Source organism: Paenibacillus sp. N3/727 (assembly GCF_022637315.1).
In the GTDB taxonomy this organism is placed as follows: Bacteria; Bacillota; Bacilli; order Paenibacillales; family Paenibacillaceae; genus Paenibacillus_AQ; species Paenibacillus_AQ uliginis.
This window is the reverse complement of the sequence record NZ_CP093336.1, coordinates 6,104,203-6,121,476: the sequence shown is the minus strand read 5'-3', so window position 1 is coordinate 6,121,476 and position 17,274 is coordinate 6,104,203. Positions and strand designations below refer to the sequence as shown.

Here is a 17,274-nt window from a genome sequence, read left to right as displayed (position 1 = left end):
TCTATTGTCTTCCTTTCAGATCCATCATGTCTGACATTTTCACAAAGGAGAATCCTTTGCTCCTTAAGCTTTCAAGGACAACCGGTAGGGCCTCAATTGTATGGATGTTATCCAGCATATGGAGTAGGATAATGCTTCCGTCTTGCGTTTTCCGCATAATGCCGTTAACTATATCAGCAGCGCTATTGTTAACATCCCAATCCAGTGTCGTTACGTCATACATGGCGATAACCGGGTAGCCAGCAGCGGCAATCGTTCTTCCTGCTTGGTCATCGATTTCCCCGGTAGGCGGTCTAAACAGCATCGTCGGTTGCTCTTGAATCGCTTCCGTTATCACTTGGTGGGCTTTCACGAGATCCTGTTGCAACTGCTCTGGCGTTAGCGTCGTAATGACCGGGTGGGTGTATGAATGATTGGCCACATCGTGCCCGCCCTCGATCATCGCCCTTGCCAGGTTCGGGTTGTTCTCCACACCCTGCGCGCGCAGGAAGAACGTTGCCGGCACATCATGCTCTGCTAATATATCCAATATTTTCGTTACGGTCTTGTCGCTGCCCCAATCGTCGAATGTTAAAGCGATTTGCTTTTTATTTGTGTCGGCTTGGTAGACAAGCTCGTATTTTGCATCCTTGTCTTCAAGGTTCATTTTTGCTGCATCATATCCGGGTATTTGCTCCAGCGGCTTGCGTTCTCCGCCGTTCGCCACTAAATCTTTAAGCGGTATAAGTTTGTAGCCTATATCAGTCGCTGCCTTGGCTATATGCGCAATAGAAGAAATAACCTCAGGATTGATATCCGTATTCAAGGAAATAATGCCGCCTCTCGATATGTATCGTTCCACATATTCGCCGATAACTTCAGCATCCTTCATGTCCCAATCCTTCGGGTTAATGTTATAGCTGACGACAGCGTCCATGCCTAGTTGGGCGGCTGCAAGACGAACGTCGTCATTATAATCACCGGTCTTGGTTCGGACGTACCGCGGAGCAACTCCCGTTTCCTTCTTTATCACTTCATTAGCCAGTTGGATCTCCTTAACCATTTGCTCATAGCTGAGCTTGCTCATATCCAACCGGTTCAACGTGTTGTTCTCAATTTCATGGCCTCTGGATAAAATTTCGTTGGCGATGTCCGGCTCTTCCGCCACTCTCATCCCAGGAAGAAAGAACGTTGCCTTAATCTGATGCGCATCCAATTCGTCCAAAAGACGCTTCATCGTTTCTTGATCACCCATTCCGTTAAAGGTCAGGGACAATTCTTTCTTTGCCGTATACACATACGGAATCGCTCGACTCATCTTTCCTTCATACCGAGTGATCTTCTGAACCTTCTCGTTTGTTATCCTATCGGCACCTAAGGAATCCTCCTTTCCGCCGAATATGTCGCACCCGGCCAGTAGTGCCACCGCCGTCAGAAACATAATGACTTTGGTAAATAAATGATTAGTTGATGTTGTTGTATGAAATAACCGCATATGACTGCTCCTTTTCGGAAGTTTCGTACAAGTCATTTTTTTTGCGCAAATATGCACGCTAACTGTTTTCATAGAAAGGACTTAAATACTTCTTATCATCGCCTCCAATCTCTTTGGGTCCTGCGTGTTTATGTAGTGAATAATTCTAAAGATCCTTTTCGGTTAAATTGACTTGTAAAAAATCTAATTTATGTTAATGTTACCTTTAGATGTATAAAAAAGAGTGTGGAATCTGTAATGTGGATTAATCTGTAAGGGGTAATTAAACCTTATAGGATACGCAGGGACGGGTCTGTCACAAAGTTAATTATCGCGGATGCCGGGCGGGCATCCGCTTTTCGTTGTTAGCAGAACCGCATCTATATAACTCTACCTGTTTATTTCTAAAATAGGAATGGGGAAAAATTTCTATTCATGGGATACAAACTTCAATAACTTTATATAAAGAAGCTGTACCCTATACTGTCAGTCGAGACAGAAGGCACAGCTTTACTAGAGTTGATTCAGACTCGTAAGGAAGTTGTACTCAACGAGATTACTATTCATATTCCAAATATTCCCTCATGGTTTCAAATCGCCCAGTTTCAGTGCCGGAGCGATCAAATCAACGCGATTTGTCCATAGGCCGCCGCTATAATCAGCGGGCAGTCTTTCCAGGTCCTGCTCTGAATCAAACCCTTCCGACCATCCGCCGTTACCGGCCACCACAATTACTCGCGTATTTACGCTATCCATACGGTTCAAAAATTTATCCGGCCATCCCCATAAGTAACGGGCATATTTTTCAGGAATATGTAACTGGGTGTTGCGGCATACCGAGGGTATATATCCCGTCCAGCTAGCGCCTGTATAGGAAACGAGGCAGCTCTTCAGGGTAGCCTTGGACATGACCCGAAGAGAAGGAAGCTGGGCTTTCAAGGTACTAATGGGTGCATCATCACCATACACCGTAAGCTTGCTCAAATGCTCCTCTGGCAGATTTTGAAGATACTCCGCCAGTTGAGCCCCTTCTTTTGCATCGCTGCTCTTGATATGGATCAGGAAAGAGCTGTCCGGGAATGTAGATAGAACCTCGCTCAAGGAAGGCATAAGACCCATTCCTTTACCCCGAAACGGATAAGTAGCTCCTTTGTCAGCCGTGTATCCATAACCGATATCTATGTTTTTCAGCTCTTCCATGGTATAATCCATGACCATGCCTTGTACGTTCGTACGGCACCCTAAGGTCCAATCATGAAATACGGCAAACTGACCGTCCTTTGTCGGTTTGATATCCAGCTCAACCAGGTCCGCTCCCGCGTCAAAGGCGGCTTCCATGGACGGAATTGTATTTTCCAAATAGGGATGCTCCGGCTCGTAAATACGTGAGGCTGTGCAGGTGTCCGCTTCAATGCCCTCCATTGGAAACGTTTGGCCGAGACCACGGTGTGCAAGAATCAAAGGTTTAACCGTGCGTTCTTTGGTAAGAAGTGAAGTATTATTTAAAAATATGAATATGAACAGTACGAGAATAAACGGTATAATTTTCTTCCATCTTTTTTTGTTTTTCACTATCCGATCCTCCACAATCTGTTTAAAATGAACAGTAATAAAGACCCTCTTATTTAATCTTATCCATATGGAGAGCTCACTCAATAGCTGAACCATAACAATTGCATGATAGCGATCTGATAATAGCGGAATAATGATAATGTACGGGAGGGGAATTTATGGATAAATCCTCCTTTTTGATGGTGGAAAGGGGTAACCCTTACGAGCGGGGGGATATCATTCCGCTGACAAGCAAGGTGTTGATTTTGGGCAGAAAGGGAAAGCAGTGGGATCCCGATATTTCCTTTGATAATGTGTTTGTGTCCCGGAAACACGCAGCTCTATTGTATAAAAACGGGCGATTCTTCATTAAAGATTTGAACAGTAAGCATGGAACTTTCGTGAATCAGGAACGGCTGGCGCCGAACGGGGAAAGACCCCTTCAACATGCGGATTCGGTTGCGCTGGCGGGTGATTTGATTGTTTTGTCGTTCTCCATCCTCAGCATGGATGAAACGATGGACATTACGCCGCTGATGAAACAAATGGCGGTTGTTGAGGCACCCGGCGGGGTTAAACTGGACCCGTATAAACAGGAGCTTGTTGTTGGAGAAGACGTGTACGCTTTTTCAGAAAAAGAGTACAAATGCATTGAATTGCTGATTCAGCATAAAGGGCAGTTCGTGTCTAAGGAACAGCTAAAGCTGGAGGTATGGCCTGAACGAAGTTACAGCATAGGAGAGATTCCGGACGTGAGCGCGGAGGAGCTAAACGCTCTAATCTACCGGGTAAGGAAGAAAACGCGTCATATTTTGTCTATTGAAAGTATCCGGGGGAAAGGATACATACTGCATTCCGAAGATTAGTTGCCGGCTATATACGGGCCTTGATGAAATCCAAGAGAAGATACCCCATAGAAGAGGGACACCCCGAGGCCAGTAAATCTGGCTTGCACGGGATGTCCCTTTTTTCTTGTTAGATGGAGTGTATATATGATTAATCGTTATTTTTTGGAAATCGAGAATGGAATCTCGTCTTGTTCATATTGGCGGAAGCTAGGAGCCAGCCCAAGGCGGAAATCCAGTGTTTTGCCATCCATTATATCCTCATGCTTAATGTACAGCTTGGTGTAGTCTTCGCCGTCCAGCGTAACATTCGCTACGAAATTGGACTGAGGATTATTGTTGTCGGTATGAACCTGCATTTGTTTGCCGTTTGGCAGTTCAATCGTTACGCTGTCGAATAGCGGAATACCGAGTACATATTCACCGCTTCCCGGACATACCGGATAGAAGCCCATGGAGCTGAATACATACCATCCGGCCATACTTCCGTTATCCTCATCACCTGGGAATCCGTCAAAGCCGCTGTTGAACAGGTTCGTCAAAATCTGCTTGATCACAACCTGGGACGAAGCCGGCTGTCCGACATAGTTGAACAGATATGGAATATGGAAGCTCGGCTGATTGGAAATCGCCACCTGTCCGAAATCGATCGCCGCCATTTCACTCATTTCATGAATTTCAAAGCCGTAACCCTTCACATCAAAGTCCGGAGCTTTGTTGCACAATTCGGTTATTTTGTTAAAGAATCGTTCCTTCGATCCATAACCTTCAATCAATCCTTCGAAATCTTGGAATACCGCAAAGCTGGTCTGCCACGCACTACCTTCGGCATAATCAAGCCCCCAACTCGTATCGTTGAAGTCCGGACGGAATTGTCCATTCTGGTCCTTGGCCCGCATAAACCCGGTTTCGGAATCAAAAATGTTGCGGTAGTTCAGCGCGCTTTGTCTGTATCGATCAGCCAATTCGGTGTTCCCTAATACATCCGCTACTCGGCTGATACAGTAATCGCTGTAAGCATAATCGAGCGTATGGTTGACGCTTTCGTGATAGTTGCTTGGAACATAACCGTATTTCAAATAATCCAGAGTGCCCTGGCGACCGTAAATGTTCATTTCGCTCTGTGTTGTTGCTGCCTTCAGCATCGCTTCAAGCAGTTCTGGCAGCAGAGGATCGGCAATGCCTTTTACGGCTGCGTCAGCAATAACGGCATCAATCAGTGTACCGGGCATCAGACCGCGCTCATCCGGAGACAGCCATTTTGGCAAGAAGCCGGCTTCTCGGTACGAATTCAGATAGCCCTCCAGCATTTCCTTGTACTCCTGAGGCGCGATAATGGAATAGAGCGGGTACACCGTTTTGTATGTGTCCCAGAATCCGTTATTGGTGTACAGAATGCCCTTCTTAACGGCTTTGGCCGTTGTATCGTAATGAATCGGCTCCATATTACCATCCAGCTCATAGAACTTCTGAGGGAACAGGAACATGCGGTACAAGCATGTGTAGAAGGTTTTTAAATATTCTTCATTGTGATGTGTCACTTTGATCTTGTTTAAATAGTGATTCCAAGCGTTAGCTGCTTCTTCTTTCATATCTTCAAAAGAGGTTGCAATCTCTCGCTGGTAGTTGAGCTCCGCCTGCTCGAGGCTAATAAAGGAGGTGGCAAGTTTGACCTCTAGCGTATCCTTCTCGCAATCCGTAAAGCGAATGACAGCATGCTGATCGGTTCCTTCCAGCACTGCAACGTTCTCTAGTTGTTCTTTGGCATTGTAAAAGCCAGAAGTGGACGGATCGATGTCCTTGTTGAATGTCATAACTATATAGATGCCAAAATTCTCGTCCTGACAGCCGGAGAAATTGCTAATAAAGCCTGAGACTTTACGGCTTGCTGCATCCCATTGCAGCGAGCTTTTCCCTTTAGCGTTCAGAACAAGACCTGCTTGTTGACTGGAGTTGTATTTAATTCGAAGCGATGCACCGTAACAGGACGGAACGAGTTCAGTCGTTATGTTGTAACGCTGCTGCTTTACGCGAACATAATGTGGTTTGAAGATGGCTTCTTCCGGACGATAGGAGCTTTGACAGGAGAAGATTGACCCTCTGATCTTGTCATCGGCAACCGGCGTCATCAGGAAATGGGCGAAGTCTCCCATCCAAGGACTCGGCTGGTGTGTCAAGCGTATTCCTTGAAAAACACGGTCATTCGGATTGAAGAACCAGCTTCCCTGATCGTTGGTTTGAACAACAAAGTGATTCATACCGAAAGGTACCGAAGTGTACGGCAGCGTATTGCCGTTCGAATACGAATGTTTGTTGTTGGAGCCTTGTCTAGTATCGATATAATGCAGCATGCTAAGCGTCTCCTTTAGTAATGAAAGTGATAGAGGTTGTTCAAAAATCATCTTTTGATCACGAAGTGAATCAGTAAGCGAAATCGACGTCGAATCTTGAATTCAGCTAAAATGTTTCCAAACTTCGAAAGCATGCTCACGTAGATTCTGCCTACGCTCCGCTCCTCGGTCCCTAGCTTCATCCAACTCAAGCGTTTTGAAAAAACGCACATCGGAAGCATATGCTTCGGTGCTGAAAATCTGACTTTTTGAACACGTACTAATTAGGTATTACAATCTCCTCACGGTCTGTCGTTCGATGAGCTTGACCGGAACAACGACGGTTTCCATTGATTGTTCGTGAGGCTTCTCAATGAGCTGTATTAGGCTTTGTGCAGCCAGATATCCCATTGTGCCAAAGTCTTGTGAAATGGTAGTCAGCTTGGGCTCTACAAAGCTTGCGAGATGGATATTATCAAATCCCACAATAGAGAAATCGTCGGGTACAGACAGACCCAGCTCCTTGGCGATTTGAATAATCTCTATGGCGATAATATCATTCTCAGTGACTATTCCTGTGATTCCTTGCTCCAAGATCGTTTGAATGAAGCGGATATAATACTCTCGCCCGTTGTCATCATCATGCTTTAAATAACGTTCAGTTACGTCATTCACGCTGTGATCAATCAGATCATAATCAAACAGCGCTTTTAAATAGCCTAAGTATCGTTCGCGTATAGAAGAGGAATATTCCACCTTTAGCGAGGAGATAAAGGCTATTTTTTTGTGGTTGTTCTCGATTAGATGCTTGGTTGCCTGGTAAGCACCATCAAAGTTATCCGACACAACGGACAGAAACGGAATGCCTTCAACACCTTTATCCATCGTTATAAAAGGGAATCGGGATAAATGACATTGGTACAAAATGCCGAGGTCCGTAATGCTGCTCACGGGATAAAAAATGATGCCCGAATTCGAACTTTGAAGAGCAGCCTGCAGCAGTTTCCCTTGTCCGACAATCGTGTTGGACTGGATATTAAGGGTGTATTCCGTTCCCGCAAGGTATTCATTGATTCCCTTTTCGTAATCGCCAAGACCCGGATTATGAGTGAACGGCAGGATAAGCAAAATCTCTTTGCTGGCTTTATCCAAAGAACGATTGGCCGGAAGCACGGAATTGACAAAGCTGCCCTTACCCTGTACGCGATAGATCAGATTGGCATTCTCCAGTTCGGTGAGTGCTCTCTTGGATGTAATTCGACTCACGTTGTATTCTTTGGAGATTTCGGCTTCTGTTGGAAGTTTGTCACCGATCTTTAGTTCACCAGATTCAATCTTCGTTTTTAAGGCAATGACGATATGTTGATATAGTGGAATGTTCCCCATGTACAGTCCCCTTGCTAAATTTGATATATCATTTAATTATGGATATGTCAAAGTATTGTGAATATTTTTTGAAAGCTAAATCGTTGTTACATTGAACTTTTAGAGAGTCATCAAAACACATCCGCTAAAGGGCATCAATAACCGTGATACCATGGGATTATTCAATAATGCTTCTCCATGATAGCTTTCACTTGCAGTTCAATTCTTAGGTTTCAAACCCTGAGAAAGGTCTTAATCTCATAGTATATATATGTGCGAAAGATTTCAAGGACAATCGCTTACATCACCAAAAAATAGAAATGTAAGCGCTAGACAAATACGATAGTATATCATATAATCAGTTTGTGATTGAACATGATATATCAAATATGGGGGTTGGTTGAGTGTTTACTTCGAAAAAGGGGAAAGTTGTAATATCAATGTTGCTGGCATCGTCCCTGCTTGTTACAGCCTGTGGTGGTAAATCAGAGGAAGCGAAGAAACCGGATTCTGGTGATGCGAGCACGAAAACGACAGAAATTTCGCTCTTAAGACCAAGCTGGAACAACCTGCGGCCTGCATCAAGCGATTTGTGGATGTGGAAAGAATACGAGAAGATGTCCGGAATTAAAGTGAACTGGGAAGAGCTCACGGATATCGGCGAGAAGAAAAACGTCATTTTGACCAGAGGTGATCTGCCTGATGCGTTCTATCAAGTGGACTGGAACAATGGAGAATTGCTGAAATACGGTAAGCAAGGTCTGTTCTTGCCGCTGGAGGATTTGATCAAGGAGCATGCGCCGAATCTGCAGAAGTATCTCGAGGAGAACGAAGATGTAAGAAAAGGGTTAACCAGTGCGGATGGTCACATCTATGCAACTCCTTATCTCGACCCATATCCGGAAGGTAACCGAACGATCCGTTTGTGGATCAACAAGAAGTGGCTGGACAACCTCGGCATGGAGGTTCCTAAGACCACTGCCGAGCTGGAAGAGGCTTTGATGGCATTCGTTACGAAGGATCCAAACGGCAATGGCCAGAACGATGAGCAGGGCTGGTATATGCCAAGTGGTTCGCTTGGCTGGACCTTCGAGCAGATGATGATGGGTTCCTTTGGCATTGGCAACGGCGGCCGCAAGGCGTTAGGTAACTTTATCTATGTTGATGATAACGATGAGATTCAGCTTACGATTACAGCCGACGGGTATAAAGAGCTTCTGAAGTACGAGAACCGGATGTACAAAAACGGGGCTATCAACAAGCAGGCCTTCAGCGGTGTTGACTATGACAAATGGACTGCTGACGCTGCAAAAGATACGGTCGGCGCTTGGAACTGGGCGGCACCGGATTATGTCGGCGAGAGCGTAAAGGATGATTTTGTCGCAATTAACGTTCTTGCTGGTCCTAACGGAGATACCGCTTCCCTGACCGATTCCCAGGTTGCGGGCGCATCCAGTCTTGTCGTCACGAAGGATGCGAAGGACCCAGGAGCTATTCTGAAATGGGTTGACTATTTCTACAGTGAAGAAGGCAGCGTGTTTGGCTATCTCGGTAAAGAAGGCGTTACCTACAATATGGAAGACGGCAAGATGGTCTACATCGATGAGATCTTGAACTACAAAGATGGTATTGGGCTCGGAGCATTCCAGCATGTAGATAACGTGTATGGCGGGTATTTCCCATACATAGAGCTTTCTCCGGAAGTTAGAGCGGCTGCAGGCAAAAAAGAAGCAATGGTCTACACGGATTTGACGGAAGAGACATTGCCAAGTGTAATGCTACCAGACCTGCCGGCAACCATCGAGGAAGCGAATGAATCCTCCTCTATTCTTGCAGACGTAGGTAACTTTGTCGGACAGATGCGTGTTGAGTTTGTTACAGGCACCAAGGATATCGACAAAGAGTGGGATAACTACATTGCGCAGTTGAAAAAAATGGGTTCGGATAAATACTTGGAAATCAAGCAAACGCAATACAAACGTTATAAAGAGAGCTAAACGATCTGTTGTTTGGGGAGATTCTTAGGGAATCTCCCCAAATTTTAAGGAGAGGGGAAAACTATGGAATCTTCACTTCACAAGAAAAATCTTCTTAAGCCGAAACGCAATTCATTTCGGAAGCATAAATGGTTGTATATCATGATGCTTCTGCCACTAACCTCCTTGATTATATGGAACTACATCCCGATGTACGGGATTATTATTTCGTTTAAAGACTACTCTCCAGCACTCGGAATTATGGATAGTCCGTGGGTGGGCTTTGCCCATTTCGAAAGATTTTTTAACGCCTTCTATTTCTGGGATGTTATTATCAACACCCTGCGAATCAGTATGTACAGCCTCCTTGTTGGCATTCCGCTGCCGATTATATTAGCTGTCATGTTTAATGAGCTTCGCAGTAAGAAGTATAAGTCTCTCGTACAGACCATTTCCTACATTCCTAACTTTATTTCGATTGTTATCATTGTTGGTATGGTTACGTTTTTTACGTCTCCGGTCGACGGTGTTATTAATGCCATAATTGAGTATTTCGGCGGCACGCCAATTGATTTTATCGGCGATCCGAAGTTGTTTCCACACGTTTTTGTCTGGTCTGGTATTTGGCAGACGGTCGGTTGGGGGACCTTGATCTATACCGCCGCGATGTCCGGCATTCCGCAAGACCAATATGAAGCTGCTTATCTTGAAGGTGCATCCCGAATGCAGTGCATTCGCCACATTACGATTCCGGCGATCATGCCGACCATTGTGATCTGCGCCATCTTAGCCACAGGGTCCGTCATGTCAGTCGGATTCGAAAAGGTACTGTTAATGCAGAATGATGCAAACCTTGCTACATCTGAGGTTTTGTCAACATATACGTATAAAGCGGGTATTTTGAATGCGGAATACAGCTTCTCAGCTGCTGTGGGCTTTTTTAACAATATCATTAACTTTATCGTTCTGTATCTGGTGAATAAATTCGCTCAGAAATTTAGTGAGACAAGCCTGTGGTAAGGAGGGGCAACTATGCAGTTATTTCTATCTAGAGAAGACAAAATTTTTAATTGGATCAACATATCAGTGATTGGAATCATTACACTGATTATTTTGTATCCATTATTGTTTGTTGTGTTTGCATCGCTCAGTGATCCCCGTCAAATATTCGACAATGCCTTATTGCTCTGGCCTCGAGGCTTTACATTAGAAGGATATAAACGGGTGTTTGATAACCCGGATATATGGATGGGCTTCAAAAATGCTGTGATCTACACCGGGCTGGGAACAGCCGTTAACGTCATGATGACAACGCTGGCGGCATACCCGTTATCCCGGCGGGATTTTCGGGGACGGAATTTTATTACGATCTTGTTTACGTTCACGATGTTCTTCTCCGGCGGTCTGATTCCTACGTATTTGGTTAACCAACAATTGGGCATTATTAACACCATGTGGGTTATGATTCTGCCGGGTGCAGTCAGCGTATACAACATGATTATTATGCGTACCTACTTCCAGCAGAACATTCCCGTAGAGCTGGAGGAAAGTGCATTTATTGACGGAGCTACCGATATGCAGCTGCTGATCAAGGTTGTATTGCCACTTTCAACGCCAATTATTGCGGTAATGATGATGTTCTATGGCGTGGGCAGATGGAACGGTTATTTCGATGCCATGATTTATTTGTCGGATCGTGACTTGTTCCCGTTGCAGCTGATTTTGAGGGAAATCCTCGTACAGAACCAGATGGGCGATGTGGCCAATCAGGCGATCATGACCAGCAACCAAAGCGAGGTCAATATGATCAAGCAGTCAATCAAGTATGCTGTGGTTATTGTATCCAGTATTCCGGTACTCCTTTTCTATCCGGTCGTGTCCAAGTATTTTGAAAAAGGGATCATGATTGGTGCTATCAAAGGTTAAGTATCATACGCTCGTTCTGTGTTCCATGAAAGACACCATTCTTTTTTCCTGTGATGGGAAATAGAATGGTGTTTTTTCGTGCCCCAGAACACTTGCCCAGGCCCATGCATAGCATATAACACAACTTTTGGAGGTTTCGGGAAGGGTGGGGTCCCGCGGGTGGGCATTCATTTGACGGCAATTCATTATGTATATCTGGCGTTTATCGTGTTTATTATGGCGCTGCTGATCCGGCGGCGGGATACAACGATGATATGCGAGGCTGGTATTTTTGTGCTGGGGGGTGCTGGCGACCGAGACGCTGGCCGGATCGATATCCGGTATATTCAATTCCTTTATTTATGCGACAAAAGAGCTGATGGGAACCATTATGATCATCTCGATCATTGTAGCCATGAGCCGGGTTCTCATCCTTACGGGCATTAATGAGACGATGGTGTCACCGCTGACCCGCTTCCTGCGAACACCTGCAATGGCATACTGGGGTATTGGTATCATCATGATGATCACATCATTTTTCTTCTGGCCGTCTCCGGCGGTGGCGCTGATCGGTGCTGTTCTGCTGCCGGTGGCAGCCCGAGTCGGACTGTCTGCACTTGGCGCGGCTATTGCGATGAACCTGTTCGGTCACGGAATTGCGCTTTCGGGCGATTACATTATTCAAGGCGCACCGAAACTTACGGCGGATGCCGCTGGTATCCCGGTAAGCAGCGTAATGGAGGCGAGCATCCCTCTAGTTATTGTCATGGGGCTTGTGACGACCGTAACCGCGTTTTGGTTCATGCGGAGGGATATGAAGAATGGTTCTTGGAGAGACGGCCTCATATCGGGAAAAAGTGCCGCGAGTGCTTTATCCGACAGGGACGGGGATGAGGAGCGGGCTGTGATCCACCCCCGGGTAAGACAATGGCTAGCGGTCATCATACCGCTGCTGTTCCTCGTTGATGTAGCTGCAATGTTCTCACTAAAACTGCAGGGCGGAGATGCTACGGCACTCGTTGGTGGTACAGCCGTGTTTATTCTGATTGTCGTAACTTTGCTTGCACATCGCAATCAAGGTCTAGAGAAGATCACATCCTATCTGATTGATGGATTTGTTTTTGGATTTAAAGTGTTCGGACCGGTTATTCCGATTGCGGCCTTTTTCTATCTGGGCGATTCGGCATTCACAGATCTATTCGGCAAAGTGCTGCCGGAGTCTTCTCATGGCATTGTGAACGACCTTGGCGTGGCTCTGGCTGGCAGCGTGCCAATGAATGGAACGGTAGGCGCCGTAACTCTGACAATTACCGGAGCGATTACGGGATTGGATGGGTCGGGCTTTTCCGGCATCTCGCTTGCAGGATCGATCGCGCAGCTGTTTGCCGTGGCAACCCACTCGAGTGCGGCAACCTTAACGGCGCTCGGTCAAGTAGCAGCGATCTGGGTGGGCGGCGGAACGCTCATCCCGTGGGCTCTTATTCCGGCCGCCGCCATTTGCGGTGTGAGTCCGTTTGAGCTAGCGCGGCGGAACTTGAAGCCGGTATTGATCGGTTTGACTGTGACGACTGTGGTAGCTATATTTCTTTTATAAGTCAGGGATCTGCCCGGGAAGTGTTCCCGGGTTTTTTTGCGTTGTCTGGGCGATGCAATGGCTGAAGAGAGTAACCTTGTCGATTGCCGCACGGATGGGAGGAGGTCGTTGTCAGATGCTTTAAAAGAACCAGGAATTAACAAAAAATAATTTGACAGTGACTTTCAAATGAAATAAACTCTCATTATTGATATTGAAAGGCGGTAACTCTCATGATTAATCAAGGGAATCGAAGATGGTGGGTGTTGGGTGCTCTTGCAGTGGGAATCATTGCGGTCGGACTAGATATGACAATTCTTAACCTCGCCCTGCCTATTCTTGCTACGGATTTGCATGCAACGAATGGGGATCTGCAGTGGTTTGCGGATGCGTATAACCTAATATTTGCTGCTATGCTCTTGCCAGCAGGCTTGCTAGGTGATCGATTGGGAAGAAAGAAGATGCTTATTACTGGCTTGCTCGTGTTTGGGGTGGCTTCTGCAGTATGTGCTTACGCTAGTACAACCTGGGAGCTGATTGCTGGACGCGCAGTTCTGGGACTTGGTGCTGCATTTCTGGTACCTTTGTCAATGTCGATCATACCGGTGTTGTTCTCTGAGGAAGAACGTCCTAAAGCAATAGGCGTATGGATGATGGCGAACGCGCTCGGTATTCCTCTGGGGCCGATTGTGGGAGGCTGGTTGCTGAATAACTATTGGTGGGGTTCAATTTTCCTGATCAATGTCCCACTAGTCATCATTGCTTTATTCTCCGTTTCTATCTTGTTGCCTGAAACGCGCAGCGAAATTAAGCAAAAAGTGGATACGATAGGTATCCTTTCTTCAAGCCTTGGATTGGTCAGCTTTACATACGGAGTCATTGAAGTTGGCGAAAATGGCTGGGGAGACGTTACAGCATTATCTACTATGATTGGCGGGATATTGTGCTTAGTAATTTTCATGTTATGGGAAAAACGTGTCAAGCAACCGCTTATTGATCCATCATTATTTCGCTCATCCAAATTTACATGGGGTTCAATACTGGCCACTGTCATATCCTTTGCCTTGTTTGGAGTATTGTTCGTTACACCTCAATATTTCCAAGCGGTTCAAGGGGTTGATGCGTTACATTCCGGATTACGCTTGCTGCCATTAGTTTTAGGCCTTCTGATTGGTGCCCCTATATCCGATAAACTTCAATCGAAGTTTGGTACCCGGGCTACCATGGCACTTGGTTTCTTAATACTGTTTGCCGGCTTAGCTATTGGAGCCAATACGGGTATAGATAGCGGATACGGATTTTCCTTAATATGGGTCACTGTAGTTGGTTTTGGGATTGGATTGGCCTTGCCTGCGGCAATGGACGTCGCGATGTCGCCGCTATCGGCGGAACGCAGCGGCGTAGGTTCGGCTTTAATTATGGCACTACGTCAAGTTGGGGGGACGATGGGGGTTGCTATATTAGGGACCGTTCTCAGCACGTACTATCGGAATAATCTTGATTTGAGCGGTTTGCCGGGAGATGTTGCAGAAGTCGTGCAGCGCAGCGTATCCGCTGGAGCAGCCGTGGCACAGAAAATCGAATCGGCAGCTTTATTAAACTCAGTACGCGCTTCCTTCGTTGCTGGAATGGAAATGATGCTGTGGGTATGCGGAGGAGTCGCGGTTCTAGGACTACTGCTAACAGTAATTTTTATACAAAAGAAGACAAACTCCAACAGAACGCCAGAGTTGAATCAAAATGTGAGTGGGGAATAAGCAAGTTTGTTACGTAAAGTAAAGTAAAATCACTAATAAGGTGGTGTAGTATGTCTGCCATTCTTCTCCGGAATCTGTATAAAACATACAGCGGCAAGCGTGGTGTGATTGATCTGAATCTAAAGGTAGAGCGAGGCGAAATCTTCGGGTTTATCGGGCCTAACGGGGCTGGGAAATCGACGACGATACGACTGCTTTTGCAATTGATTGCTCCTACATCAGGAGAGATATTTATCTTGGGACATCGTGTCAACGGCGACGATCCGCGACTGCGCAGAAAAATAGGTTATCTCCCCTCCGAGGTTCGGCTTTATCCAGATATGACAGGCAATCAAGTCCTGAACTTCACGGCAAACGTACACGGAATGAATTTAAAAAAGTCGCCGATTCATGATTATGCAGAAAGACTTCAATGGAATGGGAATCAGAAAATCAAATCCTATTCATTGGGAAATCGAAAGAAACTCGGCATTCTACTTGCGCTTATTCATAATCCGGAATTACTAATTCTAGATGAACCAACCTCGGGATTGGATCCACTCGTGCAGCAACAATTTTTCCAAATACTCCGTGAATGGAATGAGTTAAAAGGAACGACTGTGTTTTTCTCAACTCATATACTGACTGAAGTTGAAAAATTATGTGACCATGTTGCCATTATCCGAGACGGGCGCTTAATACAAGTATCAACGGTATCAGAGATTTCCGCTGCGGGCGACCATTTCATCGAGGTTTCTTTTTCTGAAATAGATGAACGCGGTCAGCTGCAGGAACTGTATAAAATTGATCCGAATACCAGATGTGAAAACGGTATTTACCGATTCCGTGTTCAGGATAAGGAACTTCGTTCTCTTCTTGCTGTACTGTCCAAAATGCCAGTTAAGGATTTGAGCGTGCAGAGAACGTCGCTTGAGGAAAAATTTATGAGCGAGTATGTTTTGGGAGTTAATGGGTCAGATGGGGGGCTCGGACATGAATAAAATGATGCGTTATGAGTTTAACCAAAACAAAAGAAGCTTCTGGATTGCTTTATTAGTCGTAGGGCTTCTCCAAGCCATCCCCGCGGTAGCCTCCAAGTCCGAAAACCTCACTACTTTTGAAGGATGGGTATCCGGGCAGCCATTCACGTTTTTTTTACTTCTCCTTGGTTTTTTCTCTATGAGCTGGGCAATTGGCTCCATTGTCAAAGAGCGAGATCGTCATACAGCGGAGTTCTTATTTACACTTCCGTATAGCCGAACCTCTATTTATTGGGCTAAATGGCTCGCGCATATTTATCAAGTGATTGTTATTGCTGTTGTATCGACAGGAATTGTCTTGTTGATAGGGAGATTTATCGGCATGCTGAATGCGCCTTGGGCAGTAACGAACGTTATGTTGGCAGGATTATTGACCTCACTAACATTTATGGGAATCGGATTTGCATTATCTCCATGGCTGAACTCTGAACGCGGAGCTTTGTCGATTGGGATTGGAATAGTATCAATTATGTTTTTATTAAATATAATCTCTGGCCTGAATGATAGTTTTATGTGGCTGGCAAAGGCTAACTTGTTTAATTTGTTTGATGCAGCAGCTATTAGTGAGGGAGAGGGGCTGCCTATCGCATCAGTGTTCGGCGCATTGGGGCTGTTTGCAGCGGGGAGCTGTGCAGGATGGGCCGGTATTGTTCAAAGGGACTTGTGATATTCGCGGTGAAAAAATAATGCGATGATACAAGAATAGTTGAATGATCATACTAGAGTATGCTAACTTCTCATTATTTCATAATCATGCTAAACTTACCTTTGATTGATTATGAGACGGTTCATTGGATCGAAAAAATAGAGTTCGAGCAAAATACCATTGGGGAGTGAGCAGCGTGTCATCAAATAACAAAAAAACCATTGGGTTGCGAGAACGCAAAAAAGCCAAAACCATGGCGGCAGTTCAGATGCATGCGTTGCGTCTTTTTAGAGAACTAGGCTACCACGAAACTACCGTCGAACAAATTGCTGAGGCTGCGGAAATATCTCCGAGTACTTTTTTTCGATATTTTTCAACCAAAGAAGAGGTAGTCACTACTGATAATTATGATTCCCTTCTTATCGCTGCTTTTGAAGCTCAACCTTCAGATTTGAGTCCGATTCAAGCTGTCCGTCAAGCGATGACCTCGGGAGTGGAAGAACTGTCGGACGGTGAGCTGACCACGGTGCGGGAACGAGATCAACTGATTATGAGCATTCCCGAGCTCAGGGCGGCAACCTTGAACAACATGACCGAGACGATGAAGTTGATTTCGGAGATGGTGGCCAAGCGTATCGGCTGTTCGCCGGACGATACGGCAGTTCGTACTTTTGCCGGGGCGGTCATCGGTGTGAACATTTCAGTCATGCTACATTATGCAGAATACCCGGATGCTGACTTCAAGCAATTGTTAGATACGGCCTTAGGCCAACTGGAGGCAGGTCTGCCATTGCCGGGAGAGTAACATACACGATGAGATTTTCATAGGGACATCCGTCTCAAAACGTTATGGA

Annotated in this window: 12 protein-coding genes and 1 pseudogene; 9 read left to right on the top strand and 4 right to left on the bottom strand. The window is 45.7% G+C overall.

What is annotated here, in order from left to right; translation table 11 throughout:
• Window position 1: 1 nt before the first annotated feature.
• Complete coding sequence (locus tag MNQ98_RS28515) at window positions 2-1,474, bottom strand: polysaccharide deacetylase family protein (RefSeq protein WP_241931194.1); 1,473 nt, start codon at window positions 1,472-1,474, stop codon at window positions 2-4.
• Window positions 1,475-2,035: 561 nt separating this feature from the next.
• Window positions 2,036-3,028, bottom strand: a complete 993-nt coding sequence (locus MNQ98_RS28510) for a glycerophosphodiester phosphodiesterase family protein (protein WP_481856802.1) — start codon at window positions 3,026-3,028, stop codon at window positions 2,036-2,038.
• Window positions 3,029-3,183: 155 nt separating this feature from the next.
• Between MNQ98_RS28510 and MNQ98_RS28505 the strand changes: the two genes are divergently transcribed.
• A complete protein-coding gene (locus MNQ98_RS28505; protein WP_241931192.1) occupies window positions 3,184-3,870 on the top strand; it encodes an FHA domain-containing protein in 687 nt (228 codons plus the stop codon).
• 137 nt (window positions 3,871-4,007) lie between these two features.
• On the opposite strand, the gene MNQ98_RS28500 is transcribed toward MNQ98_RS28505, so the two are convergent.
• Complete coding sequence (locus MNQ98_RS28500; protein ID WP_241931191.1) at window positions 4,008-6,200, bottom strand: GH92 family glycosyl hydrolase; 2,193 nt, start codon at window positions 6,198-6,200, stop codon at window positions 4,008-4,010.
• Window positions 6,201-6,470: 270 nt separating this feature from the next.
• The gene (locus MNQ98_RS28495; RefSeq protein WP_241931190.1) at window positions 6,471-7,565 is read right to left on the bottom strand and encodes a GntR family transcriptional regulator; all 1,095 of its coding nucleotides are present in this window, start codon (window positions 7,563-7,565) and stop codon (window positions 6,471-6,473) included.
• Between the two features lie 383 nt (window positions 7,566-7,948).
• On the opposite strand from MNQ98_RS28495, the gene MNQ98_RS28490 reads away from it, so the two are divergent.
• The 8 genes and pseudogenes from MNQ98_RS28490 (at window position 7,949) to MNQ98_RS28455 (ending at window position 17,225) form a co-directional block, all read left to right on the top strand.
• The gene (locus MNQ98_RS28490) at window positions 7,949-9,541 is read left to right on the top strand and encodes an extracellular solute-binding protein (RefSeq protein WP_241931189.1); all 1,593 of its coding nucleotides are present in this window, start codon (window positions 7,949-7,951) and stop codon (window positions 9,539-9,541) included.
• A 63-nt stretch (window positions 9,542-9,604) separates the two neighbouring features.
• On the top strand, window positions 9,605-10,540 hold the full coding sequence (locus tag MNQ98_RS28485; RefSeq protein ID WP_241931188.1) for an ABC transporter permease: 936 nt from the start codon (window positions 9,605-9,607) through the stop codon (window positions 10,538-10,540).
• Window positions 10,541-10,552: 12 nt separating this feature from the next.
• Window positions 10,553-11,446, top strand: a complete 894-nt coding sequence (locus MNQ98_RS28480) for a carbohydrate ABC transporter permease (RefSeq protein WP_208917155.1) — start codon at window positions 10,553-10,555, stop codon at window positions 11,444-11,446.
• Between the two features lie 159 nt (window positions 11,447-11,605).
• Window positions 11,606-13,019 (top strand): annotated as a pseudogene (locus MNQ98_RS28475) (hypothetical protein).
• Between the two features lie 212 nt (window positions 13,020-13,231).
• Window positions 13,232-14,755 (top strand): MFS transporter, encoded by a 1,524-nt coding sequence (locus tag MNQ98_RS28470; protein WP_241931187.1) that lies wholly within the window; start codon window positions 13,232-13,234, stop codon window positions 14,753-14,755.
• Window positions 14,756-14,805: 50 nt separating this feature from the next.
• Window positions 14,806-15,735, top strand: a complete 930-nt coding sequence (locus tag MNQ98_RS28465; RefSeq protein WP_241931186.1) for an ABC transporter ATP-binding protein — start codon at window positions 14,806-14,808, stop codon at window positions 15,733-15,735.
• Entirely contained in the window at window positions 15,728-16,441 is a 714-nt protein-coding gene (locus tag MNQ98_RS28460) for an ABC transporter permease subunit (protein ID WP_241931185.1), read from the top strand. The genes MNQ98_RS28465 and MNQ98_RS28460 overlap by 8 nt, the downstream gene beginning before the upstream one ends.
• A gap of 175 nt (window positions 16,442-16,616) precedes the next feature.
• Window positions 16,617-17,225, top strand: a complete 609-nt coding sequence (locus MNQ98_RS28455) for an acyl-CoA-like ligand-binding transcription factor (protein ID WP_241931184.1) — start codon at window positions 16,617-16,619, stop codon at window positions 17,223-17,225.
• Window positions 17,226-17,274 lie beyond the last annotated feature (49 nt).